The organism is Caballeronia udeis (assembly GCF_044909315.1).
GTDB lineage: Bacteria > Pseudomonadota > Gammaproteobacteria > Burkholderiales > Burkholderiaceae > Caballeronia > Caballeronia udeis_A.
Genome location: NZ_JBIYEB010000001.1, coordinates 201,445 through 225,905, shown reverse-complemented (window position 1 = coordinate 225,905; position 24,461 = coordinate 201,445). Strand labels below are relative to the sequence as shown.

Genomic DNA, 24,461 nt, shown 5'->3' with positions numbered 1-24,461 from the left:
TTTCTTCATTCAGGAGACGAGAATGGACATCATCACCGAACACGTCGACGGCGTGCTGAGCATCACCATGAACCGCCCGGCTCGCAAGAACGCGCTGACGGCCGCGATGTACCAGACCATGGCTGACGCCTTCTTCGACGCCGAAAATGATCCCGCCGTACGGGTGGTGCTGATTCGCGCAGTGGGCGATACGTTCAGCTCAGGCAACGATATCGAGGACTTCATGAAGGCGCCGCCCGCGACGCAGGACGCGCCCGTATTCCAGTTCCTGCGCCGCATCAGCACCGCGCAGAAGCCGGTGGTGGCGGCTGTGGCGGGCGGGGCCGTGGGCATTGGTACGACGATGCTCCTGCATTGCGACCTGGTCTACGCAGCGTCCACAGCGAAGTTCGCGTTGCCGTTCGTGCAGCTTGGGCTTTGTCCGGAGGCGGCGTCGAGTTTGCTGTTGCCGCGCATTGCGGGCTATCAGCGCGCGGCCGAGAAGCTGCTGTTGGGCGAATCGTTCGGTGCCACCGAGGCTGCGAACATGGGGATCGTGAACCGGGTTCTATCGGCGGAAGAAGTGGGCGATTTCGCATTCGCCCAGGCGAAGAAACTCGCGGCGTTGCCCCCGGCATCGCTGAAGGCTACCAAGGCGTTGATGAAGGGCGCTCAGGCTGGAGAAGTCAGCGCGCAGATGGCGGCGGAGGCGGAACACTTCGCTCACATGCTGACCGCGCCGGAAGCGAAGGAAGCGTTCACGGCTTTCTTCGAGAAGCGCAAGCCGGATTTCAGCCGGTTTAATTGAGGATCGGCCTGGACTGATGACTGGCCCGGAACGGATGAACAAGCCGGCGCTTACGCCTGCTTGTTCATCGGCTGGTTGGCGAGCGCCTAGCCCGCTTTGGCAAATGCCCAGCAGTCGTTAGCTGCAAACTCAACCCAGTGATCACCGGCGGCGCGCGGCATTTGATCAAACGCACGGAAGCGCATTTCTCCGCGATGGAAGAGGTACTCCCATCGATCGCCGAGATACATCGATGTAACCAACTTCGCTCGTAAGCGATTTGCGCCAGGGCCGTCGGCCACTTGCACGCGCTCGAGACGAATCACGGCCTGCGCGGCCTGCCCCGCATGCAATGCTTCTTTGGCATGCGCTTGCAGTTCGAAGCCTTCGCCCGAAAGCGTCACGTGATCACCATTGATTGCCGTGACCTTTGCATCAATCCGATTGTTGCTGCCCATGAACTCCGCTGTGTAAAGCGAGCGCGGCGAGCCGTAGAGTTCGGCCGGCGTTCCCTCCCGTTCAATACGTCCGTTGCGCAGCAGCAAGATTCGATCGGACATGGCCATGGCTTCGGTCTGATCGTGGGTCACGCACAACGCTGACAAACCCAGCGACGCAATCAACTCCCGCAGCCATGCGCGTGCTTCTTCACGCAACTTTGCATCGAGAACGGAAAGCGGTTCGTCGAGCAGGATCACCGGCGGGTTATAGACCAGCGCTCGTGCAATGGCTACGCGTTGTTGCTGTCCTCCCGATAGCTGGTAAGGGAAACGCTCCGCGAGTTGCCCGAGGCCCAGCTGGTCGAGCGCGCTCTGCACGCGGCGCTTTTGTTCTGAAACGGAGACCTTGCGCAGCTTCAGTCCATACCCCACGTTCTCCGCCACCGTGCGATGCGGCCACAGTGCATACGACTGGAACACAAGACCAAGCGAGCGCTGTTCGACCGGGCAGTCGATGTTTCTGGTGCTATCGAAGAAGATTTTTTCATCCAGCGCGATGCGGCCATCGGACGGTTGTTCAAGTCTGGCTACCGCACGCAGCAGCGTCGTCTTGCCGCTTCCGGACGCGCCCAGCAAGCACACGACTTCCCCTGTCTTCAATTCAAACGAAACACCCTTCAGGATCGGATTGGCTCCGTAGCTGAGGAAGAGGTGTTCGACAATGAGTTTATCCACGAATTTTCACTCCAAAGCGCAACGCCACGCCGAGACCGACGCTGACCATTGCAATGTTGATGACTGAGAGTGCTGCGACCTGATCCACTGCACCCGCTGCCCGCATGGAGACAAGCTACGCGCCGATGACTTCGGTGCCCGGCGAAAGCAGATAAACGGCGGTTGAATATTCGCGCTCGAAAATCATGAAGAGCAACAGCCATGCGCTGAGCAGACCAAAACGCACGAGCGGCAGCGTCACATCCAGGCTCACGCGGGTGCGCGTGCCTCCCGCGCTGCGCCCCGCTTCTTCAAGCTCGGGCGCTACTTGCAGCAAGGCGCTTTGAATCAACCACATGCCGTAGGCGAGCCAGACGACCGTGTATGCGATCCAGATGCTCCACATTGAATTCTTGAGCTCCTTGACGCCCGGAACGAACAGGAAGATCCACAGGAACGCGAGACCGGCAAGCAGGCCCGGTACCGCACGCGGCGGCAGCACGAGGTAGTCGAGAAGCTTGGTGCCCCAGTCGTTATGCCGATGACCCGCGAATGCGACCAGCGCATAGAAGGCCACTGCGAGCGCTCCGCCGATCACCCCGATGCCGAGCGTGTTGAAAATCGCCCGGACCAGGTTGTCCTGCTCGAAGAGATCGGTGAAGTTCGCGAGCGTGAAGGCATCGACAAGACTGACACCTTCGCCCCAATTCGTTACGAACGAGCGCAGCACGATGCCGGACAGCGGCACGAATACGGTAAGAAAAAGCCACAGGCCGACAATCGCCAACGCAACCCAGCGCCATGGTCCAAGCGGTAAAACGGACTGACGATCGGCTTTGCCCTTGACCGTGACAAATTTATTAGCATTCCTTAGCAAATACCGTCGCAGCAGTACAAGCGGAAACGTGATCCCGATGATGCAAACCGCCACTGCCACCATCAGGTGATACGACGGCACGCCAAGTTTGTTGGTCAGTTTGTAGAGGTAACTTGCTAGGACCAGATGTCCTTCCGGGTCTCCGAGTACGAGCGGTAATCCAAACACCTCGAAACCCAGGAAGAACACCAGTACGCCGGCAAACAGCAGTGCGGGCATGGTCATGGGAAAACTGACGTCCCACGCGACGCGGAAGGGTTTTGCGCCCGCGACGCGCGCGGCCTCCTCGACGTCGGAGCCGAGACTGCGCAGCGCCGCGGACGAGTACAGGTACACATGCGGGACATGGGTCAGTCCTACGATCAGCGTGATGGCGGACATTGTGTAGATCGACCAGGGCGCCTCTTCCACTCCGAACAAGGTCTTCCACCACACGGAGTAAAACCCCACCGGACCCGCGGAGACGACGTAGCCGAAAGCCAGCACCATCGGAGAGATGAAGACTGGCGTGAGCAGCATGGGTTCGATCCAGCGACGCCCGGGCAAATCGGTGCGGATCATCAGGAACGCGAGCACGGCGCCGAGGGGGATCGCGATAAACAGCATGCCGCCCGCGATGATCAACGAGTTTTTCAGTGCCAGCCAGAAGTCGGGATCGTCAAAAATAAACTGGAAGGCGCCGATGCCGAAGCTTTGATTGGCATCGAAGAAGGGCGTGCTCAGCAGGCTCTGGAACACGATGAACGATAGCGGCATCAGCACCACTATCGTCAGCACCGCGATCACGGCCCAGCGAAACATCGCGCTCAACCCGCGCCATCCGCCAGCGGGAAGGTGAGGGACTTTGCGCTCGCCATCCGGCTTCAGGATCGGCGGCGAAACGGTTGTTCTTGAATCGAGCATGCGTTTCCCCTGCGCGTCAAAAGCGCATCAAGAAAATGGTGGCGATGGATATTGCCCGCAATCGCCCACGCGCGAGCGCGGGGACCAAGCGGGTTCGGTTTAACGCTTGATGGCCTGCTGCCAGCGCTTCATGAACTCGAGCCGCTTTGCCTGATCCAGATGGACCAGCAATCCTGCGCTAATGGGGATGGGTTTGAGCGAATCGCCTAGTTGTTGCTGGAGAGCGACCATCGCGGTTTCACCCTCCACGTCCGAGCGGATCGAGAACGGATTGGCCTGGTTTGCGATCAAGGTCTGACCGCGCTTTGAAAGCTGGTAATCGAGCCATAATTTCGCTGCGTTGGGATGCTTTGCCTTCTTGGAAATCGTCACGATGCGGCTCACCACCAGCGCGTAATCCTTCGGATAAACATAGCCAATCGAGGGATCTTTCTTCGCCCTTGAGAAGGCGTACGATCCGAGAATGTTGTATCCAATCAAGTTCTCACCCGATGAAATTCGTTCCATCATCGCGCCTGTACTCGAGAGCAGTTTGGGCCCGGTTGCGCCGATTGCATCCACAAGCTGCCAGGTCATCTGCGGATTCACGCGTGCGTCCTGCGTGAGCGCATTGAAGCCCACTCCCACCTTCTCGATGTCGTAGGTGGTGATCTTGCCTTTGTATTTCGCGGACTGGGTCTGCAACAAATTGATCAGTGCAGCGCGCGTTTGCGGCACGTCGCCTGCGGGCACCAGACGCTTGTTGTCGACAATCGCAAGCGGCTCATAGGTCGTGCCGAAAGCCTGCTGCTGGTACTGAGCCCATTGCGGAATGCTGGACGCTTCCGGTGAGGCATAGCTTGCGATCAGGCCGTCGTTCACCAGCTTCATCTGGAGATCCATGGCTGAACTCCACAGCACGTCGGCGCTCGCGCTGCTCGCCGCGTTTTCACTGATGTAGCGGTTATACAGTTCGGTGCTGTTCATGTCGTTGTATTCGATCTTGATGCCGTACATGGCCTCAAAATCCTTGAGCAACGAGCGGATCACGGAGGTGTCGGTGGCAGCGTAGATGATCAGCTTGCCTTCTTCCCTGGCGTCGTCGATAACGGTTTGGTAGGTGGCCGCATATCCCGGGGGGCTTGCGCGTGGACCGTTCCCCTGAAGCACACACCAGCGGCCGCCAGTACGCACACTGCTGTTCTCAGTAAGTTCATGTCTTCCTCCACAAATGGTTTGTAGTGTTTATGAATAAGCGGATGCATCCTAAGTCCTGCGTACTTTCAGGCCGCTTTCATTTGTGTGAGGAATCAATTCACAATCTCCGATTCGGCCTCATGGCTTTCCCTAGTCGCGCGATGCAGGCGTCGCTCGTTCGCATCTCGCGTCGGGGCCTTCCAGCCGACGGCAAATTGCTGCGCGCACACCACAAGGGTGTGCAATGTGAGAGATCGATAGGGCGTAACGGCGGTGCGATCAACAAGGAAATATTGCGTAGGGGCCGGTGGGATCAAAGACTCCCGCGTGTGCGCATGCCGGATCCGCAGCGAATGTGCGGCAGGTCGGGACCCGGCGTGGACAGCGGTTATTTCATGACGCCAGGGGATCGACGTCGGGTGTCAGAGAGCGCCGCGGCTTGGCGGTCAGTTTGCGCCGCCGCCCACGCGGCCATACTCCACAAACCCGTTCTCCCGCGCAAAACTCACCAGCCGCAAGCCGGCTTTCTCGGCGATGGAAATAGCCAGCGACGTAGGCGCGGAGATGGTGACGAGCATGGGCACACCGACCCGCGCTGACTTGCGCACGAGTTCATAGCTTGCCCGGCTTGAAAGGAAGACGAAACCTTGCGTGGTGTCCACGCGTTGCAGCACCAGATGCCCGATGAGTTTATCGAGCGCGTTATGGCGGCCCACGTCCTCGAACGCATATTTGACCGCGCCGCTTTCGTCGCACCAGGCGGCTGCGTGCAATCCACCCGTCAGCTTCGACAACTGCTGATGCGCGGGCAATTCATGCGCGGCATGGGCGATGGCGTTGTCCGCAAGACGGCCCAGGAAGCCGGTGTCGGGCACGCGTTCAGGCTGCAGATCCAGCAAGTCGATACTCTCGATGCCGCACACCCCGCAGCCCGTGCGCCCGGCCAGCGCCCGGCGCTTCTGCTTCAGCGCGACAAATGCCTGCTGTACGACCTGCAGATGCACTTCGGCGTGCGGTAATGTGTCGCCGGCGGGCGTATCGTGGAAAAATACCTCGATGTCGTGAATGTCACTGCCGCGCTCCACAATGCCCTCGGTCACCGAAAAGCCCACCGCGAACGCTTCCAGGTCGCGCGGCGTGCACATCATGACCGCGTGAGAAATGCCGTTGTAGACGAGCGCGACGGGCCATTCCTGGCCGACGTCGTCGGCGGCGTCGCGTGTTTCGCCTAACCGGTGACGCCGCACCGGACGCTGTACGTAGCCGGGTTGGTCATCGATGTCTGTGTCATTCATTGCATGCTCACTTGCTGATTGCTTTCGATGTCGCGTTTTAGCCGCTTCCCATCAGCTTTTACGAGATAAATTCGGGCATAACGCTTGCTGCTTTATGGGGCAACAGACACACTACAAGCCGTTCAAGGCCCTACGATAACCTACCGCGGCCTCACCTGCTTTCCTTGTCCATTACGCCAACGAGGCACCTGCCATGGCACTTTACGACGCTCCGCTCCTGTTCGGATTCGAACAGGAGTCGACGGAGAATCTAAGCTTCATTCCGCTCGTCGTCCGCTTTAATCTGGACCGCTTCGGCCAGCGCATTTCGCTTGAGCAGTGGAGAAGACTGCCACACGGCGACCGGGAACTGCTCGCGCGCTTTCCTGTTGAAGACGACGTTGCTATCGAACCTAATTTTGACCAGGCGCTCGCCGAGATGCTGCGAACGCATGCCGACGCAAGGCCCGAGACCTTCACGCCCGATGGCGATCCAATCTGGGCACATACCGACGTCGTGCCGGAAACCGTGATTCGCCAGAGCAGTTTGTGCGGGATCGGCTCACCCAGTCTTGGGCGATGGTCGGAGCTGTCGCGGTTCCAGCGCTATGCGCTGGCGAAGCTATCGCGCAAGGCCGACGTGAACCACGACTTCGTTCCGGCGATGCGGGAGTTCGGTCTGGCCGACTAGGCTTTTGCTCGCGCCTGTAGACGTGGGCCGCCGGATGTTGAGAGGCAATGGCAGCGGCTTGCTCGCAAAAACCTGGGCGCGAGCGGCCCCCCCGGACGCTGCATGCCGCGCTCTCGGCCCACGAGAGTGAAATTCCCTCAAAAAAGGCGCTTTTTAAGCGCCTGCCCTAAATTCCCCCCAGCGCCTGCCGATAAATAGCTATCGATGTACGGAAATCGATGTGAAGACGCGCGCCCCGTCTTCCCGGCCCCGCCTCCCGCACGGCGATCGAACCCATGAATTCATTCTTTTCCCGCCGTCTGCTGGTGAACCTGGCTGTGGTCCTGATCGCCATGGGGGCGAACGCGTTCGTCGCATACCAGCAAATCGACCGCCAAAGCGATGCCGACGCGCGCACGCAGCGCTCACTCAGCCTGATGCGCGATCTTGACGCGTACCGCAGCGCTCTCGGCGAAAGTCTCCCGGAAATCAGCTGGTACAAGGCAAGCGGGGTGCTTGCACCAGCCGACGTTCGCGAGGCGCGTGCAGTGCATATCGACGCGCTGGAAAGCGGCCTGCGCGCCCAGTTCGATTACGAACCCGACATGCAAGGAGCGTTCTACCTGCTCGGCGAAAGCGCGCGCATCGCGAAACGCGACGCTCAATCGGCGTACGAACGCGCCGACGCGGACGCACCCGGTGCAGCCCGCGACTGGGCCGAGCAAGCGGTGCGCCGGCTCGCCGAAGATCAGCAATCACTCGATGTCGAACTCACGGTGCTGCGTGCGAGGGAAGCCGATTCGCTCGCGGCAGCGCTCAACGAATCCGCGCTGGCATCCAGCCGCGCCGTTGGCCTGCTGATCCTCACGATGCTCGCCGGCGGCGGCGCGCTGATCTACACCTTCGCGCGCCACGAGAAGTCGGCGCACGACAAGTTGCGCATTGCCCGCGCGATGCAACGCAGCAACGAGCGTTTCCGCGATCTGTTCGACGCGCATCCGGTACCCATGTGGATTGTCGATGCGACGACGTATTGCTTTGTCGCGGTGAATCCGGCGGCGCTTGCTCATTACGGCTACAACGAACTCGAATTCCTGTCGATGAGCGTGCGCGACCTGCACGCCGACGACGACTTCGAGCGCTTCGCCGCGCTTCTCGCGCGCCATGCGCGCAGTCATGCGGACAGTCAGCCGCGCCAGCCGGGCGCCCAACGGCCTGCCGGCGTTTGGCGGCACAAGCGCCGTGACGGTGCGCAGGTGAGCGCCGACATCTCGTCGCACGCGCTGACTTATTCGGGGCATCCAGGCATTTTCATGCTGGCCAACGATGTCACCGACCGCATCAATGCCGAGACCGAAGCGCGGCGTTCGAAGCAGATGCTGGAGTCGCTTATCGACAATATTCCGCAGCGGATCTTCTGGAAGGATCGCGACTCGCGCTATCTGGGCTGCAATCTGGCCTTTGCCCGCGATGCCGGTCTCGCGAGCAAGGACCAGGTGGTTGGCTTGACGGATGCGGACCTGCCTTGGTGGCGTTCGGCCGCGCAACTTCGTGACGACGACCGCCGGGTCATCGCGACCAGCCAGCCACTGATGGATCTGGAATGCGACGTTGAGCGCGACGGCGAGGTGCGCGCGTCGATCACCAGCAAGATGCCGCTGCTCGACGGGGAGGGGCGCATTATCGGCGTGCTGGGTTCGTATGACGATACGACTGAGCGCAAGCGCGCCGAATTGGCTCTGCGCCTGCAAAGCCGGGCGCTGGATGCCTGCGTCAATGCCGTACTGATCACCAATGCGACCGCCACGGGCAATGTGATCGAATACGCGAATCCGGCGTTCAAGCGCATTACCGGCTACGACCCGGCCGATATCGTGGGCCGCGATTGCCGGTTCCTCCAGCGCGACGACCTCGACCAGGAGGGGCTCAACGCGATCCGGGCGGGTCTCGCTGCGAACCGCGAGGTCAGCGCGCTGCTGCGCAATTATCGTAAGGATGGCGTGCTGTTCTGGAACAAGCTGTTCATCGCGCCTGTGCCGGATGCGCATGGACACGCGACGCATCATGTCGGCGTGATCAATGACGTCACCGAGGTGGTCCGCTATCAGGAGCAGCTCGAATATCAGGCGAACTACGACACGCTCACGCGGCTGCCGAACCGCAATCTGCTGCGGAGCCGCCTGCAACACGCGATTGACCGCGCGCGCCAGGAGGCCACCGCGCTGGCGGTGGTTTTCGTCGACCTCGACGGTTTCAAGAACGTCAACGACAGCCTCGGGCACAGTGTCGGCGACCGTTTGCTTGCGGTGGTCGCGGAGCGGCTGGCGCGTTGCGGCCGCTCCGGCGATACGGTTGCGCGTCACGGGGGTGACGAGTTCGTGGTCGTGCTTCCGGATATGAACCGCGAACACGCGCTGATTGCCTGGATGGAGCGCGTGCGGACCGTCATATCGGACCCCGTATGGCTCGATGGCACGGAGATGTACGTGGGCTGCAGCATGGGCGCGAGCCTGTTCCCGCAAGATGGCGACGACGCCGAAACCTTGCTCAAGAAGGCCGATCTCGCGATGTATCGGGCGAAGGACATGGGGCGCAACACGTACCAGTTCTACCAGCCCGACATGAACGCGAGCGTCGGTGCGCGGTTGGACGTCGAGCGGCGTTTGCGGCGTGCGTTGCGCGACGACGAATTCCTGCTGCACTACCAGCCGCAGGTCGATCTGACAACAGGCGGGATTGTCGGCATGGAAGCGCTCGTGCGCTGGATGGACCCGGAGTTCGGGCTGGTCTCGCCGAGCGCGTTCATTCCGGTGGCCGAGGAATGCGGGCTGATCGGGCAATTGTCCGAGTGGGTGCTGCGCGAGGCGTGCCGACAAAACAAGGCGTGGCAGGATGGGGGCTTGCCGTTGGCGCGGATGTCGGTGAATCTGTCGGCGCGGCAATTCCAGCAACGCGATATCCGCGTGCTCGTGACGTCGGTGCTGGCCGAAACGGGCCTTGCGCCGCAATACCTAGAAATCGAGCTCACCGAAAGCGCGATCATGTGCAACGGGGAGGACACCGTCGCCACCTTGTCGGAGCTGGCGGCGCTCGGAATCAGCATTGCCATCGACGACTTCGGAACCGGGTATTCAAGCCTCAGTTACCTGAAGCGCTTTCCGGTGGACCGGTTGAAGATCGACCGCTCGTTTGTTGCGGATATTGGCTCGCCGGGAGGCAATGAAACGATTACTTCAGCGATCATCGCGCTCGCTCATTCGCTCGAGTTGCGGGTGATCGCGGAGGGTGTGGAGACGGCGGCGCAGCTCGACTTCCTCGTGGCACGCGACTGCGACGAGATGCAGGGATTTTTCTTCTCGCAGCCGCTGCCGGCCGCGGACATTCCCGCGCTGTTGCTGAACAGCCTGGCCACCCTTCAGCTCGGCGCGCGCCAGAGTCTGTCCGATCAGTCGAGCGAGGGCAGTGCGCGCGGCCGGCGGTCGCTGTCGGTGGCAACGTAGGTGAGCGTGGCTTCCGTCACCTTCACCACGTCTTCGGTCAGGCTCATGCGCTGCGCATAGACCTCGACCGATACCGTCACCGACGTATTGCCCGTCTTCACGATATCCGTATAAAAGCTCAGCAAGTCGCCGACAAACACCGGCTGCTTGAATACGAACGAATTCACGGAGATGGTCGCCACGCGGCCGTTCGCGCGCCGGCTGGCCGGGATCGATCCGGCGATGTCCACCTGCGCCATGATCCAGCCGCCAAAGACGTCGCCGTGGACGTTCGCATCGGACGGTTGCGGCACCACGCGCAGCGCGACCGGTTTGTTCGGGAGTTGCAGGGATTGGGTCACGGGCGGATTTCCATGAAAGAGTGACGGGATGCCGGCGGTCAGCGCGCCGTGGCGCCTTCTGCGACAATGCAGGATTAAACGATGTTGCTTTGCGCTCGAACGAGTCAGGTGTGAGTCTGAGCTGGTCGCACCCGTTCCAGCGTGTTTTTACGGCGTTTGGCGAGAGGCTTGGCTGATCATTGCCCACGCGTTGCCCACGCCGCGAAACATCGAATTGTACGGGAAAGCCCACATTTTGAGATGGGCGCCCGTCCCGCGATACCTCGCTCGTCCAGCACCGTTTGGCACCTTGTGCCGCTGCGGCGCTGACTTCTGCAGACCTTGAATCCATGCGCCGCAATTCTCCCTCCGAACCGGTTCCCGTTGCAAAAGGCCCGCGTAACGACTGGCAGACCATTCTCTCGCTGCTGCCGTACCTGACCACGTACAAGTGGCGCGTTGCGTTCGCGCTGACCTGCCTGATCGGCGCGAAGGTCGCGAATCTGGGCGTGCCGATCGTGATGAAAAAGGTCATCGACAGCCTGAGTTCCATCCAGCATCTGACCGCGCTCGGACGCGCGCAGGACTCCGCCGCGATCATCCTGGTAAGTGGTGTGGGCTTGCTGGTCGTGGCGTACGCGATCGTGCGCCTGTCCACTTCGCTCTTCACCGAATTGCGCGAAATGCTGTTCGCGAAAGTCACTGAAAGCGCCGTGCGGCAACTTGCGCTGAAAGTGTTCCGGCATTTGCATTCGCTATCGCTGCGGTTTCATCTCGAGCGGCAGACCGGCGGCATGTCGCGGGATATAGAACGCGGCACGCGCGGCATTCAGCAACTCGTTTCGTATTCGCTTTACAGCATCCTGCCGACGCTCGTCGAAGTCGGTCTCGTGCTCGGGTTCTTTGTCGCGAAATACGAGGCGTACTACGCGATCGTCACCTTGATTGCGCTGGTGACGTACATCGTGTTCACGATCAAGCTCACCGAATGGCGCACGCACTTCCGGCGCACGATGAACGAACTCGATTCGAAGGCGAATTCGCGTGCTATCGATTCTTTGTTGAACTACGAAACCGTCAAGTATTTCGGTAACGAGGAGTGGGAAGCGCAGCGTTACGATGAAAATCTGAAGCGTTATCGCGCGGCGGCCATTCGCTCGCAGCGTTCGCTCTCGGTGCTTAACTTCGGGCAGCAATTCATCATTGGCACGGGGCTCGTGTTTATCCTCTGGCGCGCGACGCAGGGCGTTATTGCGGGGCATTTGACGCTCGGCGATCTCGTGCTGATCAACACGTTCATGCTGCAGCTGTATGTCCCGCTGAATTTCCTGGGCGTGGTGTATCGCGAGCTCAAGCAGAGTCTCACCGATATGGATCGCATGTTCACCCTGCTCGGCGCAGGGCGTGAAGTGCCGGATGTGCCGAACGCTCCGTCGCTGGTCGTGGGCGGCGCGGAGGTCCGGTTCGAGAACGTGAGTTTCTCGTACGAGCGCACGCGGTCGATCCTGCATGGCGTCGATTTCACGATTCCGGCGGGGACCACGACGGCGGTGGTCGGCCATAGCGGGTCGGGCAAGTCGACGCTCGGCCGTCTGCTGTTTCGTTTCTACGATCTCGACCGTGAGCAAGGCGGGCGGATTCTGCTGGACGGCCAGGATATCCGCGATGTCGCGCAGGATTCGCTGCGCGCGGCGATCGGGATCGTGCCGCAGGATACGGTGCTCTTCAACGATTCGATCTACTACAACATCGCGTACGGCCGGCCATCGGCTTCACGCGATGAAGTGATCGCGGCGGCGCGGGCGGCGCATATTCATGAGTTCATCGAAAGTTTGCCGGCGGGGTATGAGACACCTGTGGGTGAGCGCGGGTTGAAGTTGTCGGGCGGGGAGAAACAGCGCGTGGCGATTGCACGGACCCTGTTGAAGAACCCGCCGCTTCTCATCTTCGATGAAGCCACGTCCGCGCTTGATTCGAAATCCGAACGCGCGATTCAGCATGAACTCGACTTGATTGCGCGCGAACGGACGACGCTGATCATTGCGCACCGGTTATCGACGGTGGTTCACGCGCAGCAGATTATCGTGATGGATCACGGGCGGATTGTGGAGCGCGGGACGCACGCGGAACTGGTGCGCGCCGGTGGACTTTTCTCGCAGATGTGGGCGCTGCAACAGCAGAAGGCAGCGGAGCCGGAAGAGGGGGCGGATGACACGGTGGAGGTGGGGGAGTCGGCTCGGGCTTGAGGGCGGTGACAACCGGAAGGTGATTACCCAAGCCGGAACACAACAAAAAGCGTCGATACCTTCTTCAGGCATCGACGCTTTTTTCGCTTGAACCACGCGACCTTATTCCGTCGCGTGAACCATCGCGCTAGCGCCGCCGTGCCCAATCACCGCCACTCCCGGCGCGGCCCAGTGCAGCCATTGCGAGCGCAGCGCCAGCAGGAAGCCGAAAGCGAACACCGCGAGTACGCCAAACGTCGCGAAACCCATCTGGTAGCTGCCGGTACTTTCCTTAGCCATCCCCATGATCACCGGCAGATAGAACCCGCCGATCCCGCCCGCAGCTCCCACGATTCCCGATAACAACCCCGTCTTGCCCTTCCACCGCTGCGGCACGAGCTGGAACGTCGAACCGTTGCCCAGCCCGAAGCACAGGTAAAGACACACCAGCAACGCGATACCCCCCGCCACCGGCGGCATCCAGAGGGCAAACGCAAAGTCTGCAATGGCAATCATCGCCAGCAACACAAGCAGCGCACGCACGCCGGTGACGCGATCGGCGAGATAACCGCCGAACGGCCGCACGATCGCGCCGAGGAACGCGAGCATTGCCATGAAGAGGCCGGCTTCAATCTTTGGCATCTGATAGAGATTGGTGAGCAGCAACGTCACATACGAAGACATGCCGACAAACCCGCCAAACGTGATGCTGTAGATCAGCATCACAACCCACGTATCGCGTTCACCGAGCACTGCCCGGTAATGCTTCGGGAGCACGGCAATGGCGAGCAGCGCGCCGAGCACCGGCAGCAGCAGGACGCCTGTGCGCGCGCCGCCGAACACACCGCCGTGCACCGCGAGCACCATCACGATCAGCCCGACGAGCGTGATCGCGAAACTGGTCATTGCACGCGATGTGCTGCCGCTCTTCTGACCACCATCCGACGCCCACGCGAACAGCGAAATGGCCGTGATCGCCAGCAACGGCAATGCGGCGGCGGTGGCGAGTTTCCAGCCTAAGGCATCGGCGAGATGGGGGAACAGGAAACCGTCCAGCACCGCGCCAATGTTGCCCGCTGCCGCCAGTCCGAGCACCAGGCCCTGCACCTTTGGCGGATAGTTGCTGCCGGCCATTGGCAATGCGACCGCGAAGCTCGCGCCACCCATGCCGAGGAACACGCCGAGCACCAGCAGCAACGAGTACGACGGCGTACCGGACAACAGCGGCAGGACAATGGTCGGGATGGACGAGAGCAGGACACCCATCAACGCGACGCGGCGGCCATCGGTGGATTGGTACAGGTTGCCCAGCGTCACGCGCAGGATCGCGGCCGCCAGAACCGGCACCGCCACGAGAAAGCCCTGCTGGGCGGCGGTCATCGTGATGTCCTTGCTGATGAACGGCGCAAGCGGCCCATACAGCACCCAGACGGTGAAACCGGTATCGAAATACAGGAAGCAGGCAACCAGCGATCGCCAGTTGCCGCTTTTTAAAGAGGTGAGCAGGTTTTTCATCGGGATCCTCGGCGTGGGGCGGCTGTGGCGAGGCATCGATCCACCGGTCAGAACTGCGGTCGACGCTCGGCCGGCAGCAATTCGCAAGTATCATGCCAACGAAATCCATCTTTTAAGCCGATAACCGCGGACCGAACATCAACGCGGCTTTGCGCCGGATGACCTCCGATAGACGCCGACGTTTGGCCCGATCGAGCCCACCCTGACGCGACACCGTACGCACTGCTATCGCTGCGGCGCAGCACCGCGCGTGTGCGAGCCGCGTGAGAATGGTGCGGGGCGCTTCGGGTTATTAATGAAGCGGCCTGCATGAAGCCGCTGCGGGCGAACGGTAAAATGCCCGGGCGTTCAGGGAGCATTCCCAACCAGGCCGAAGGAGCCGCATGGAACTGAAATGGCTCGAAGATTTCGTCTCACTCGCGGAGACGCGGAGTTTCAGCCGTTCGGCTGAGCTGAGGCACATTACGCAGCCGGCTTTCTCGCGCCGGATCCAGGCGCTGGAAGCGTGGCTCGGCACGGATCTTATCGACCGCTCCGTCTACCCGACCCGCCTTACGCAAGCCGGTCAGGTCTTCTACGAGCAGGCGCTCGCGATGCTTTCGCAATTCCACGAAGCGCGCACGCTATTGCGAGGGCAGACGGGCGTGCCGGATGCGACCATCGATTTCGCGGTTCCGCACACGCTCTCGCTGACCTATTTCCCGCGCTGGCTACACCATATAGAAGCGCGGCTTGGGCGCATCAATACACGTTTGCGCGCGCTGAACGTGCACGACGCGGTGTTGTCGCTGGTGGAAGGCGGCTGCGACCTGGTGATGGGTTATCACCATCCGAGCCATCCGATGGCGCTCGATCCCGCCCGCTACGACATGCTGACGCTTGGCACTGAACCCATCAGCCCGTTCTCGTCCGTGAACAAGGGCGGCCGCGCGCGCTACACGCTGCCCGCCACCGCCGACGCCCCCGTGCCGTATCTTTCATACACGCCGAACGCTTACCTTGGCCGGATGACGGAGGTGATCATCGCGACCTCGGCAGTGCGTCTTTATCTCGACAAGGTGTATGAAACCGACATGGCCGAAGGCCTCAAGGCGATGGCGCTGGCCGGTCATGGCGTGGCTTTCCTGCCGCATAGCGCGGTAGCCAAGGAAGTCGACGAGGGCAGCCTGATCCGGCTCGACCGGGGAACCCGCGGAACCCCGGCGGGTCAGTTCACGCTCACGATGGAAATCCGCTTGTATCGAGACAAAATGGCGTCGAAGGGTGATGATCCCCGGCAAGCGTTGATGCGTAACCTTTGGGAGGCAGTGGGCGAGGAGCTGTCGAGACCGGTGGAAACCCCCACCACATAGGCCTCACAGGCGTTATGCAAGATAAACATAACGCAATGATGAAACGGCATTGGATTTCAATATCCGAATTTTCGACAATGAAGCCATTCCACACAACGCTGGGGTTTCGATGTCATCGCCGCAACAAGACCGCACCGCTTCTGCTGTTCCCGCTGTTCAGCACACCATTCCCTCCTATCTCGATTCCACCCATCTCGGCCCCTGGGGCAACTATCTCCAGCAGGTCGATCGCGTCGCGCCGTATCTTGGCTCGCTGTCGCGCTGGGTTGAAACCCTCAAGCGCCCGAAGCGCATCCTGATCGTCGATTGCCCTATCGAACTCGATAACGGCACGGTCACGCATTTCGAAGGTTATCGGGTCCAGCACAACATGTCGCGTGGTCCGGGCAAGGGCGGTGTGCGGTATCACCAGGACGTTACGCTTTCCGAAGTGATGGCGTTGTCGGCGTGGATGTCGGTGAAGAATGCGGCCGTGAACGTGCCGTACGGCGGCGCGAAGGGCGGTATCCGCGTTGATCCGCGCACGTTGTCGCGTGGCGAGCTCGAACGGCTGACACGTCGTTACACGAGCGAAATCGGCATCATCATCGGACCGAACCAGGACATCCCCGCGCCCGACGTCAACACGAATGAACAGATCATGGCGTGGATGATGGACACGTACTCCATGAACCAGGGCCAGACGGCAACCGGTGTTGTGACCGGCAAGCCAATCTCGCTCGGTGGTTCGCTCGGCCGCAAGGAAGCAACCGGCCGCGGTGTGTTTGTCGTGGGTTCGGAAGCGGCACGCCGGATTGGCTTTGATATTGAAGGCGCGCGTATCGCCGTGCAGGGTTTCGGTAACGTCGGCGGGATTGCTGCACGGCTGTTCCAGGAAGCCGGCGCGAAAGTGGTGGCGGTGCAGGATCACACCGGTTCGCTGTACAAGTCCTCGGGTATCGATGCCGTCGCGTTGTTCGAGCACGTGGGGAAGCATGGCGGCGTGGCTGGTTTCGAAGGTGCTGACCCGGTATCGAAGGACGAATTCTGGACCATTGAAAGCGATATCCTGATTCCGGCCGCGCTCGAAGGCCAGATCACGGAAGAAAATGCGCCGAAGATCAAGACGAAGATCGTGGTGGAAGGCGCCAACGGCCCGACCACAACGGCAGCCGACGACATTCTTCACGACAAGGGCATTCTCGTGATCCCCGACGTGGTCGCGAATGCAGGCGGCGTGACGGTGTCGTACTTCGAATGGGTGCAGGACTTCTCGAGCTTCTTCTGGACCGAAGATGAAATCAACCAGCGACTCGAACGCGTGATGCGCGAAGCATTCGCGGCCGTGTGGCAAGTGGCGAGCGAGCATTCGGTGTCAGTGCGTACGGCGGCGTTTATTGTTGCCTGTACGCGAATTCTGCAAGCGCGCGAAATGCGTGGCTTATATCCGTGATTTCACGCATCAGAAACGTTTGCGAGCGCATGCTTGCGTGAAGCGGCGCTAACTTGAAAAGCATCAAGACGCCCGGCGGCGTCCTTCGGGACGTCGACGGGCTTTTCGCGTAAAAAGCACAAAAAAATTAGGGCAGAACCAAGGTCAATTGAAAGCGCTGGAACCCGCTCAAGCGGACCTGCCAGCGGGTGTCTCAAAAATAACAACTGTGGACAACATTCATTCTTTCAAATTTATTACCCTGCTAAAATTGCGCCGTTTTCGCCAAGGAGATCAACGATTATGAAGATTAAAAAAGCTGCGCTGCTGCTCGCCGCATTGGGCCTTTTCGCATCGGGCGCGCAAGCGCAAAACAACGATACGCTCAAGAAGATCAAGGATTCAGGGAACATCTACCTGGGTTTCCGCGAGTCGTCGATTCCGTTCTCGTACTACGACGACAAGCAACAGGTCATTGGTTATTCATATGAGTTTGCCTTGAAGGTGGTCGACGCCGTCAAGGAAAAGCTCAACATGCCGAACCTGAAGATTCAACAGAAGTCGGTCACGTCGCAAAACCGCTTGCTGCTCGTGACGGGCAACCAGATCGACCTCGAGTGCGGTTCGACCACGAACAACCTTGAACGTCAGCAACAAGTCGCGTTCTCCAACACTATCTTCGTGATCAGCACGCGCCTGATGACCAAGAAGGATTCGGGGATCAAGGACTTCGGCGACCTGAAAGGCAAGACCGTTGTGACGACCGCCGGTACCACGTCCGAGCGCCTGCTTCGCAAGATGAACCAGGACAAGAACATGGGCATGAACATCATCAGCGCGAAGGATCATGGCGACTCGTTTTTGACGTTGTCGACGGGACGCGCCGTTGCGTTCATGATGGATGACGCATTGCTGGCCGGCGAACGTGCAAAGTCGAGCAACCCGGGCGATTTCGTGATTGTCGGTACGCCGCAATCGCGTGAAGCTTATGGCTGCATGCTGCGCAAGAACGATCCGGAGTTCAAGAAGGTAGTCGATGACGCCATCGCCAAGGTAGAAACCTCGGGCGAAGGCGACAAGATCTACAAGAAGTGGTTTGAAAGCCCGATTCCGCCGAAGGGTCTGAATCTGGCCTTCCCGGAAAGCGATGACATGAAGGCGCTTTTCAAGAACCCGAACGACAAGGCAATCGACTAATCTCGGTTCTGCTTGATTGATGGAAACGGAAGGAGCGCTGCTTCTTCCGTTTTCTTTTGGAGGGAGTCCATGTCCTACCACTGGAATTGGGGCGTTTTCCTAAGCCCCGTATCGACCGGCGAGCCCACAACCTATCTCGGTTGGCTTATTTCCGGTTTCTGGGTGACCGTTACCGTGTCGCTCGCGTCATGGGTCGTGGCGCTCGTGGTCGGCTCGTTGTTCGGCATTCTGCGTACCGTGCCGAACAGGAAGCTGGCTGCCATCGGCACGGGTTATGTCGCCATCTTTCGTAATATTCCGCTGCTCGTGCAATTCTTCATCTGGTATCTCGTGATACCGGAGTTGTTGCCCGTTTCCATCGGCAACTGGTTCAAGCAGTTACCGCCAAACGTGCAGTTCTATTCGTCATCCATCATCTGCCTCGGGTTGTTCACCGGCGCACGCGTGTGCGAGCAAGTGCGCTCGGGCATTGCGGCTTTACCCCGCGGACAGCGCGCCGCCGGTCTCGCCATGGGTTTCACCGAGTGGCAGACCTACCGGTACATCCTGATGCCGGTCGCGTACCGCATCATCGTGCCGCCGCTCACGTCCGAATTCCTGAACGTGTTCAAGAACTCGGCCGTGGCGTCGACCATCGGTTTGCTGGAATTGTCGGCTCAGGCGCGACAACTCGTGGATTACACCGCGCAGTCCTATGAGTCGTTCATTGCCGTGACGCTTGCCTACATGCTGATCAATCTGGTCGTCATGCAACTGATGCGCTGGGTCGAAGCCAAGACCCGGTTGCCCGGCTACATTGGAGGCAAGTGATGCATCATTTCAATTGGAGCAGTGTGCTGAGTTCGCTGCCCACGCTGTGGACCGGCGCCATCATCACCTTCAAGATCACGCTGCTCGCGCTCGTGTTCGGGATTCTGTGGGGCACGGTGCTCGCGCTGCTGCGCCTGTCGGGCATCAAGCCGCTCGAATGGTTCGCGAAGGGTTATGTCACGCTGTTTCGTTCCATCCCGCTCGTGATGGTGCTGCTGTGGTTCTTTTTGATCGTGCCGCAATTCCTGCAAAATGTGCTGGGGTTATCGGCGGAAGTCGATATCCGGCTCGCCTCCGCCATGGTCGCGTTCTCGTTGTTCGAGGCCGCGTATTATTCGGAAATCATCCGTGCGGGCATTCAGGCGGTGTCGCGCGGGCAGGTCAATGCGGCGTTCGCGCTCGGCATGACCTACATGCAGGCGATGAAGCTGATCATTCTGCCGCAGGCGTTCCGCGCAATGGTGCCGTTGCTGCTCACGCAGGCTATTGTGTTGTTCCAGGATACGTCGCTGGTGTATGTGATCAGCCTCGCGGACTTTTTCCGCACGGCAACGAATGTGGGCGATCGCGACGGCACAACCGTCGAAATGGTGCTGTTCGCCGGTGCCTGTTATTTCGTGGTGTGTCTGGTCGCATCCGGTCTCGTCAAAAGTCTTCAGAAAAAGGTCGCTCGATGATCTCACTCAAGAATGTTTCGAAATGGTATGGCCCGTTTCAAGTGCTGACCGATTGCACGACGGAAGTCAAAAAGGGCGAAGTGGTGGTGGTGTGCGGCCCCTCGGGCTCGGGTAAGTCGACGCTGATCAAGACCGTGAACGGACTCGAGCCGTTCCAGAAGGGCGAGATCACGATCAACGGTCAGTCGATTGGCGACAAGAAAACCAACCTGTCGAAGCTACGCTCGAAAGTCGGCATGGTGTTCCAGCACTTCGAACTGTTTCCGCATCTGACGATCGTGCAGAACCTGACACTGGCGCAGATCAAGGTGCTGGGGCGCTCGAAGGACGAAGCAACGGCGAAGGGATTGAAGCTGCTGGAACGCGTGGGCCTCTCCGCTCACGCCGACAAATTCCCCGGTCAGCTTTCCGGTGGACAGCAGCAGCGGGTGGCGATTGCGCGGGCGTTATCGATGGATCCGATCGCCATGCTCTTCGACGAACCCACGTCCGCGCTGGACCCGGAAATGATCAACGAAGTGCTCGACGTGATGGTCGAACTCGCTCAGGAAGGCATGACCATGATGTGCGTGACACACGAAATGGGCTTTGCCAAGAAGGTGGCGCATCGCGTGATCTTCATGGACAAGGGCTTGATCGTGGAAGACGACCAGAAGGACGCGTTCTTCCAGAACCCGAAGTCGGATCGTGCGAAGGACTTCTTGGCGAAGATCCTGCACTGATTGCTGATGCAGGTTGCCTGGCTGGCGCCGGGCAACCTCGCGCGTTGTTTGAAACCCGCGCAACGTGAAAATGGCCGTTCCCGCGTGAGCCGGAGCGGCCATTTTTGTCTTCGAGGTCCGGCGCTAGTGGCTGGTCGAAGCGGCTTTCGTGTTGTCTTGTGTCACCGCATCGGGCGCGTTTTTCTTCAGCGATTCAATCCCGGCATCCCTGGCCGCCGCGCTGCTGTATGCCTCGCTCACGCCAATGATCTCGTGGTTGCCGGCCTTCAGATTGAAGTAAGGCGCGCCGCTTTTATCCGTCTTGCGCTCGTAGCGTTCGTCGATCAGCGCGTTCGCCTTGACCGACGCAATGCCATGTTCTGCCGACGCACGCGTCACATACGTCTCGCTCTTGAGGATCGGTTCGCCATTGGCGGCCCGCAGGTTGAAATAGAACTGGCCGTTGCGGGCTCTGTCGATGACGAATTTTCCTGACATTGCATGAGCTCCCTGGAGAGTGGAACAAGCGTGAGTTCAGGTGATCCTTCAGCCGCGAAACTACTTCAAACTATTCCTCAACTACTCCGCATTTACTCTATCCCGAGTTCGGTCTCCACATCCGCCGTCGTCTCGATGGTCTCCGCGCGCAGCACCGATTCAACGCAAACCTTGCACAACGGTTCGCGTGCTTTCTCCGCGACGTCTGCCGGCACCGGAACGTTGATCGTCCTGAGCAGCGCGCCGTGCTGGAACAATGCGAGGTCGCCGGGTTCGAAGCGTGTCCAGATTTCGTCGTCAGTGAGCGGCGAGGTGGCGATCACCGCGACGCGATCTTCCGGCGTGGTGTACTTCGCGAAATCGATCGACATGTCCGCGTCGATCAAATGCGCCGTGGAGAACGGCCAGCTGCGCACGAGGTAATACAGATGCGTGGAGCAATGCGTGAAGAGCGCCTGGCCGTTCGACATCAGGAAATTGAATACGCCGAATTGCGTGATCTCACGCGTCAGCTTTTCCAGCGCCGCGAACAGCTCGTCCAGCGGCGGCTGGCAGCCAGGGAATTCGCGCCGCAGACCTTGCAGTAAAGCGCAGAACGCCAGCTCGCTGTCTGTAGTGCCGACAGGCTGATATTGTCCATTCAGACAGGGCTTGAAATCTTTCAGGTCGCCGTTGTGCGCGAAAATCCAATGCCTTCCCCACAACTCGCGCATGAACGGATGGCAGTTTTCAAGCAGGATGTGACCTTGCGTGGCCTTGCGAATATGCGCGATCGTGTTTTTCGACTTGATCGGATAACGCTTTACCATTTCGGCGAGCGGTGAACTGGCCGACGACTGATGATCGATGAAAAGACGGCACGCCTTGTCTTCAAAGAACGCAATGCCCCAGCCGTCCGCGTGATGGTCGGTAACGCCGCCACGCGCCGCGAAACCGGTGAACGAGAAAGTCACGTCCGTTGGTTCCGCGCAGTTCATTCCGAGAAGTTGGCACATTGCTGAGGCTGCAGACTGGGTGAATGGAGCTAACCGTTACAATACGGCTAGCCAAAGCATAGCACCGACGAAACCGCCAAAAAATCGCCGCTTTCGACTGCAGGGTGGCATCGTTGTGGAATTTCCACGGTATGGGCCGGCTCGCGGTAGAAAAACTGACCGGGTGGGCTGGGAGCTGCCACTGGTAGCTTCATTCAGCACGCAGTGTTGGCACTTGATTCGCTGATCCGGCCGGCCGATATTGATGGCGAAAGTGTGTTGCGCAGGTTGAAACACGCTTCGGCCCCGCTTATGTTTTTCCGTGCGTGTTCATGCTTTTTGATTTTCGCGGCCACTACTGCCCCTGCGTTTCGTCATCCGATTATTTTCATCGTCATCACGCCAATGTCCGCTTCCACGCCTGCTTCCGCATCTTCCGTCGACTCCGCCGTTGACTCCGTCACGCTCGTACGTCCCGACGACTGGCATCTGCATGTGCGCGATGGCGCTGTGCTTGCCGCCGTGCTGCCGCACACGGCGCGGCAGTTCGGCCGCGCGATCATCATGCCGAACCTGCGGCCGCCGGTGACGACGACCGAAATGGCGGCGGCGTATCGCGGGCGCATCCTGGCGGCGTTGCCCAAGGAGGGCCCAGGCGCGCGTTTCGAGCCGCTGATGACACTTTATCTCACCGACAACACTCCGCCCGATGAAATTCGCCGCGCCCGAGAAAGTGGTTTTGTCCATGGTGTGAAGCTTTATCCGGCGGGGGCGACGACCAATTCGGACGCCGGCGTCACGAGCATCGCGAAATGCGCGAAAACGCTGGAGGCCATGCAAAAGCACGACCTGCCGCTGCTCGTGCATGGCGAAGTAACGGACCCGGCCATCGATATGTTCGATCGCGAGAAGGTATTTATCGACCGCGTGATGACCCCGTTGCGCCGCGATTTCCCGGCGCTGAAGGTCGTGTTCGAGCACATCACGACGAAGGACGCCGCGGATTACGTGCGCGATGCGGACGGCCCGACCGGCGCCACGCTGACGGCGCATCATCTGCTGTACAACCGTAACGCGCTGTTTGTTGGCGGAATCCGGCCGCACTACTACTGCTTGCCGGTGCTCAAGCGCGAGACGCATCGCGTGGCGCTGCTCGCGGCGGCCACGTCGGGCAATTCGCGGTTTTTCCTCGGCACGGACAGCGCGCCGCATGCAAAGGGGTTGAAGGAGCACGCGTGCGGTTGTGCGGGTTGTTATACGGCGCTGCATGCTCTGGAGCTCTACACGCAAGCCTTCGATCAGGCCGGCGCGCTCGACCGGCTCGAGGGTTTCGCAAGTTTTCACGGTGCGGACTTCTACGGTTTGCCGCGCGCAACCGAGCGCGTGACGCTGCGCCGGGAACCCTGGACCCTGCCGGCAGAATTCATGGCGGGCGGCGATGAAATCGTGCCGCTGGGCGGTGGCGAATCGATTGGCTGGCGAATGGAGTGACGATTGCCGGGGCGCGCCGGTTTTTGCTGGACGTAACCCGCGCGCCACTCTGGCGACTCGTATGTCCGACCGGGAAAATTCATTGAAGCCCGAAAACGCGGAACCAGCATCGCTGCCAACCGATACCCTCGCGGCGCGGCGCTTTATGGACATCGACTGGTCCTGTCCGTGGCTGGCGCCACTTGCTGAGCGTGGTGAGCGCTGGCGCCAGGCTGCACTCGTTAGCTACTCAGCCTATCTTTCCGCGCTTAACGCGGACGTACACCGGGACTCACGCATAACCGGACGCGGTAAGCCGCTGTCATTCATCGCGCAGGACGACTTGCCGGCGGGCGCATCGTATGAAGGGCATATTGCTGGGACCGGCTGTGTGCCTACGCGCCACAACCTGCACGATTTCTTCAATGGCTCGATATGGTTTCAGTATCCGCGCATCAAGGCGGCGCTGAATTCCCGGCAGGCCGCGGAAATCGATGTGCTCGGCATCGGCCCGACCCGAGGTGCGGCGCGCGACGCCCTGACGCTCTTCGACGAAAACGCGATCCTCTTTGCCTGCGCAGACGCGTCGCTTGCCGCCGCGCTTCGCGCATTCGACTGGCACACGCTGCTTGTTGAGCAACGCGCAGCCTGGGGTCTTCGATGCGAGGCGCGCATCTTCGGTCATGCGTTGCTGGAAAAGCTGGTCGCACCTTATAAGGCGTGCACGGGGCATGCGTGGATCGTGGACGTCGAACCAGCGTATTTCTCCGCTACCGATGACGAGCGTCGCGCGATCCTCGACCACGCAGTATCTGAACGGCTAAACAGCGAAGCCATTTCCAGCCGGTATTTCACGCCGTTGCCCGTGCTGGGCGTGCCGGGCTGGTGGCCCGAAAACGAAACCCCGTCTTTCTACGATGACCCTGAGGTCTTCCGGTCCGGCCGTCGATCGCGGGCACAACCTGCGCAATGAGCCTGGCAGCGGGGCCGC

General features: G+C 60.3%; 19 protein-coding genes and 1 pseudogene. 12 read left to right on the top strand and 8 right to left on the bottom strand.

Going from position 1 to position 24,461, the window contains the following annotated elements; all coding sequences use genetic code 11:
• The first annotated feature begins 22 nt into the window (after positions 1-22).
• A complete protein-coding gene (locus tag ABH944_RS01015) occupies positions 23-787 on the top strand; it encodes an enoyl-CoA hydratase (RefSeq protein WP_404603987.1) in 765 nt (254 codons plus the stop codon).
• Between the two features lie 86 nt (positions 788-873).
• Here ABH944_RS01015 and ABH944_RS01010 read toward each other — a convergent pair whose 3' ends face one another.
• The 4 genes and pseudogenes from ABH944_RS01010 to fdhD form a co-directional block, all read right to left on the bottom strand.
• Positions 874-1,941 (bottom strand): ABC transporter ATP-binding protein, encoded by a 1,068-nt coding sequence (locus ABH944_RS01010; RefSeq protein WP_404603986.1) that lies wholly within the window; start codon positions 1,939-1,941, stop codon positions 874-876.
• Positions 1,934-3,700, bottom strand: a pseudogene (locus ABH944_RS01005) (ABC transporter permease). The gene ABH944_RS01010 and the pseudogene ABH944_RS01005 overlap by 8 nt, the downstream one beginning before the upstream one ends.
• Before the next feature lie 99 nt (positions 3,701-3,799).
• Positions 3,800-4,873 carry an ABC transporter substrate-binding protein gene (locus tag ABH944_RS01000; RefSeq protein WP_404603985.1) on the bottom strand — a complete coding sequence of 358 codons (1,074 nt, stop codon included), beginning with the start codon at positions 4,871-4,873 and terminating at the stop codon, positions 3,800-3,802.
• Positions 4,874-5,322: 449 nt separating this feature from the next.
• Positions 5,323-6,171, bottom strand: a complete 849-nt coding sequence (fdhD, locus tag ABH944_RS00995; RefSeq protein ID WP_404603984.1) for a formate dehydrogenase accessory sulfurtransferase FdhD — start codon at positions 6,169-6,171, stop codon at positions 5,323-5,325.
• A gap of 193 nt (positions 6,172-6,364) precedes the next feature.
• Between fdhD and ABH944_RS00990 the strand changes: the two genes are divergently transcribed.
• Together ABH944_RS00990 and ABH944_RS00985 are read left to right on the top strand one after the other, a co-directional pair.
• Entirely contained in the window at positions 6,365-6,841 is a 477-nt protein-coding gene (locus ABH944_RS00990) for a nitrate reductase associated protein (RefSeq protein WP_404603983.1), read from the top strand.
• 275 nt (positions 6,842-7,116) lie between these two features.
• Positions 7,117-10,320 (top strand): sensor domain-containing protein, encoded by a 3,204-nt coding sequence (locus ABH944_RS00985; protein WP_404603982.1) that lies wholly within the window; start codon positions 7,117-7,119, stop codon positions 10,318-10,320.
• On the opposite strand, the gene ABH944_RS00980 is transcribed toward ABH944_RS00985, so the two are convergent.
• Entirely contained in the window at positions 10,266-10,661 is a 396-nt protein-coding gene (locus ABH944_RS00980; protein WP_097260871.1) for an acyl-CoA thioesterase, read from the bottom strand. The two genes, ABH944_RS00985 and ABH944_RS00980, sit on opposite strands and share 55 nt — an antisense overlap.
• Positions 10,662-10,990: 329 nt before the next feature.
• Between ABH944_RS00980 and ABH944_RS00975 the strand changes: the two genes are divergently transcribed.
• Positions 10,991-12,886, top strand: a complete 1,896-nt coding sequence (locus ABH944_RS00975) for an ABCB family ABC transporter ATP-binding protein/permease (protein ID WP_404603981.1) — start codon at positions 10,991-10,993, stop codon at positions 12,884-12,886.
• A 102-nt stretch (positions 12,887-12,988) separates the two neighbouring features.
• Here ABH944_RS00975 and ABH944_RS00970 read toward each other — a convergent pair whose 3' ends face one another.
• Positions 12,989-14,380, bottom strand: a complete 1,392-nt coding sequence (locus tag ABH944_RS00970; protein ID WP_404603980.1) for an MFS transporter — start codon at positions 14,378-14,380, stop codon at positions 12,989-12,991.
• A 383-nt stretch (positions 14,381-14,763) separates the two neighbouring features.
• Between ABH944_RS00970 and ABH944_RS00965 the strand changes: the two genes are divergently transcribed.
• The 6 genes from ABH944_RS00965 (at position 14,764) to ABH944_RS00940 (ending at position 20,549) form a co-directional block, all read left to right on the top strand.
• Positions 14,764-15,732, top strand: coding sequence for a LysR family transcriptional regulator (locus ABH944_RS00965; RefSeq protein ID WP_097260877.1), 969 nt, complete (start codon positions 14,764-14,766; stop codon positions 15,730-15,732).
• Positions 15,733-15,841: 109 nt separating this feature from the next.
• On the top strand, positions 15,842-17,164 hold the full coding sequence (locus ABH944_RS00960; RefSeq protein ID WP_404603979.1) for a Glu/Leu/Phe/Val family dehydrogenase: 1,323 nt from the start codon (positions 15,842-15,844) through the stop codon (positions 17,162-17,164).
• A 282-nt stretch (positions 17,165-17,446) separates the two neighbouring features.
• Entirely contained in the window at positions 17,447-18,340 is an 894-nt protein-coding gene (locus ABH944_RS00955) for a glutamate/aspartate ABC transporter substrate-binding protein (protein WP_404603978.1), read from the top strand.
• A 69-nt stretch (positions 18,341-18,409) separates the two neighbouring features.
• Positions 18,410-19,150, top strand: coding sequence for an amino acid ABC transporter permease (locus ABH944_RS00950; protein ID WP_062090391.1), 741 nt, complete (start codon positions 18,410-18,412; stop codon positions 19,148-19,150).
• On the top strand, positions 19,150-19,827 hold the full coding sequence (gene gltK, locus ABH944_RS00945) for a glutamate/aspartate ABC transporter permease GltK (protein ID WP_031357532.1): 678 nt from the start codon (positions 19,150-19,152) through the stop codon (positions 19,825-19,827). The genes ABH944_RS00950 and gltK overlap by 1 nt, the downstream gene beginning before the upstream one ends.
• Complete coding sequence (locus ABH944_RS00940) at positions 19,824-20,549, top strand: amino acid ABC transporter ATP-binding protein (protein WP_062090393.1); 726 nt, start codon at positions 19,824-19,826, stop codon at positions 20,547-20,549. Before gltK ends, ABH944_RS00940 begins: the two co-directional genes overlap by 4 nt.
• A 123-nt stretch (positions 20,550-20,672) precedes the next feature.
• On the opposite strand, the gene ABH944_RS00935 is transcribed toward ABH944_RS00940, so the two are convergent.
• Both ABH944_RS00935 and ABH944_RS00930 read right to left on the bottom strand, forming a co-directional pair.
• Positions 20,673-21,026 carry a YegP family protein gene (locus tag ABH944_RS00935; protein WP_062090394.1) on the bottom strand — a complete coding sequence of 118 codons (354 nt, stop codon included), beginning with the start codon at positions 21,024-21,026 and terminating at the stop codon, positions 20,673-20,675.
• A gap of 92 nt (positions 21,027-21,118) precedes the next feature.
• Positions 21,119-22,021 carry a class II glutamine amidotransferase gene (locus ABH944_RS00930; protein WP_404603977.1) on the bottom strand — a complete coding sequence of 301 codons (903 nt, stop codon included), beginning with the start codon at positions 22,019-22,021 and terminating at the stop codon, positions 21,119-21,121.
• 384 nt (positions 22,022-22,405) lie between these two features.
• On the opposite strand from ABH944_RS00930, the gene pyrC reads away from it, so the two are divergent.
• Positions 22,406-23,491, top strand: a complete 1,086-nt coding sequence (gene pyrC / locus ABH944_RS00925; protein WP_404603976.1) for a dihydroorotase — start codon at positions 22,406-22,408, stop codon at positions 23,489-23,491.
• Positions 23,492-23,636: 145 nt separating this feature from the next.
• Positions 23,637-24,443: a DUF3025 domain-containing protein gene (locus tag ABH944_RS00920; RefSeq protein ID WP_404604266.1), complete on the top strand. Its 807-nt coding sequence runs from the start codon at positions 23,637-23,639 to the stop codon at positions 24,441-24,443.
• The last annotated feature ends 18 nt before the right edge of the window (positions 24,444-24,461 follow it).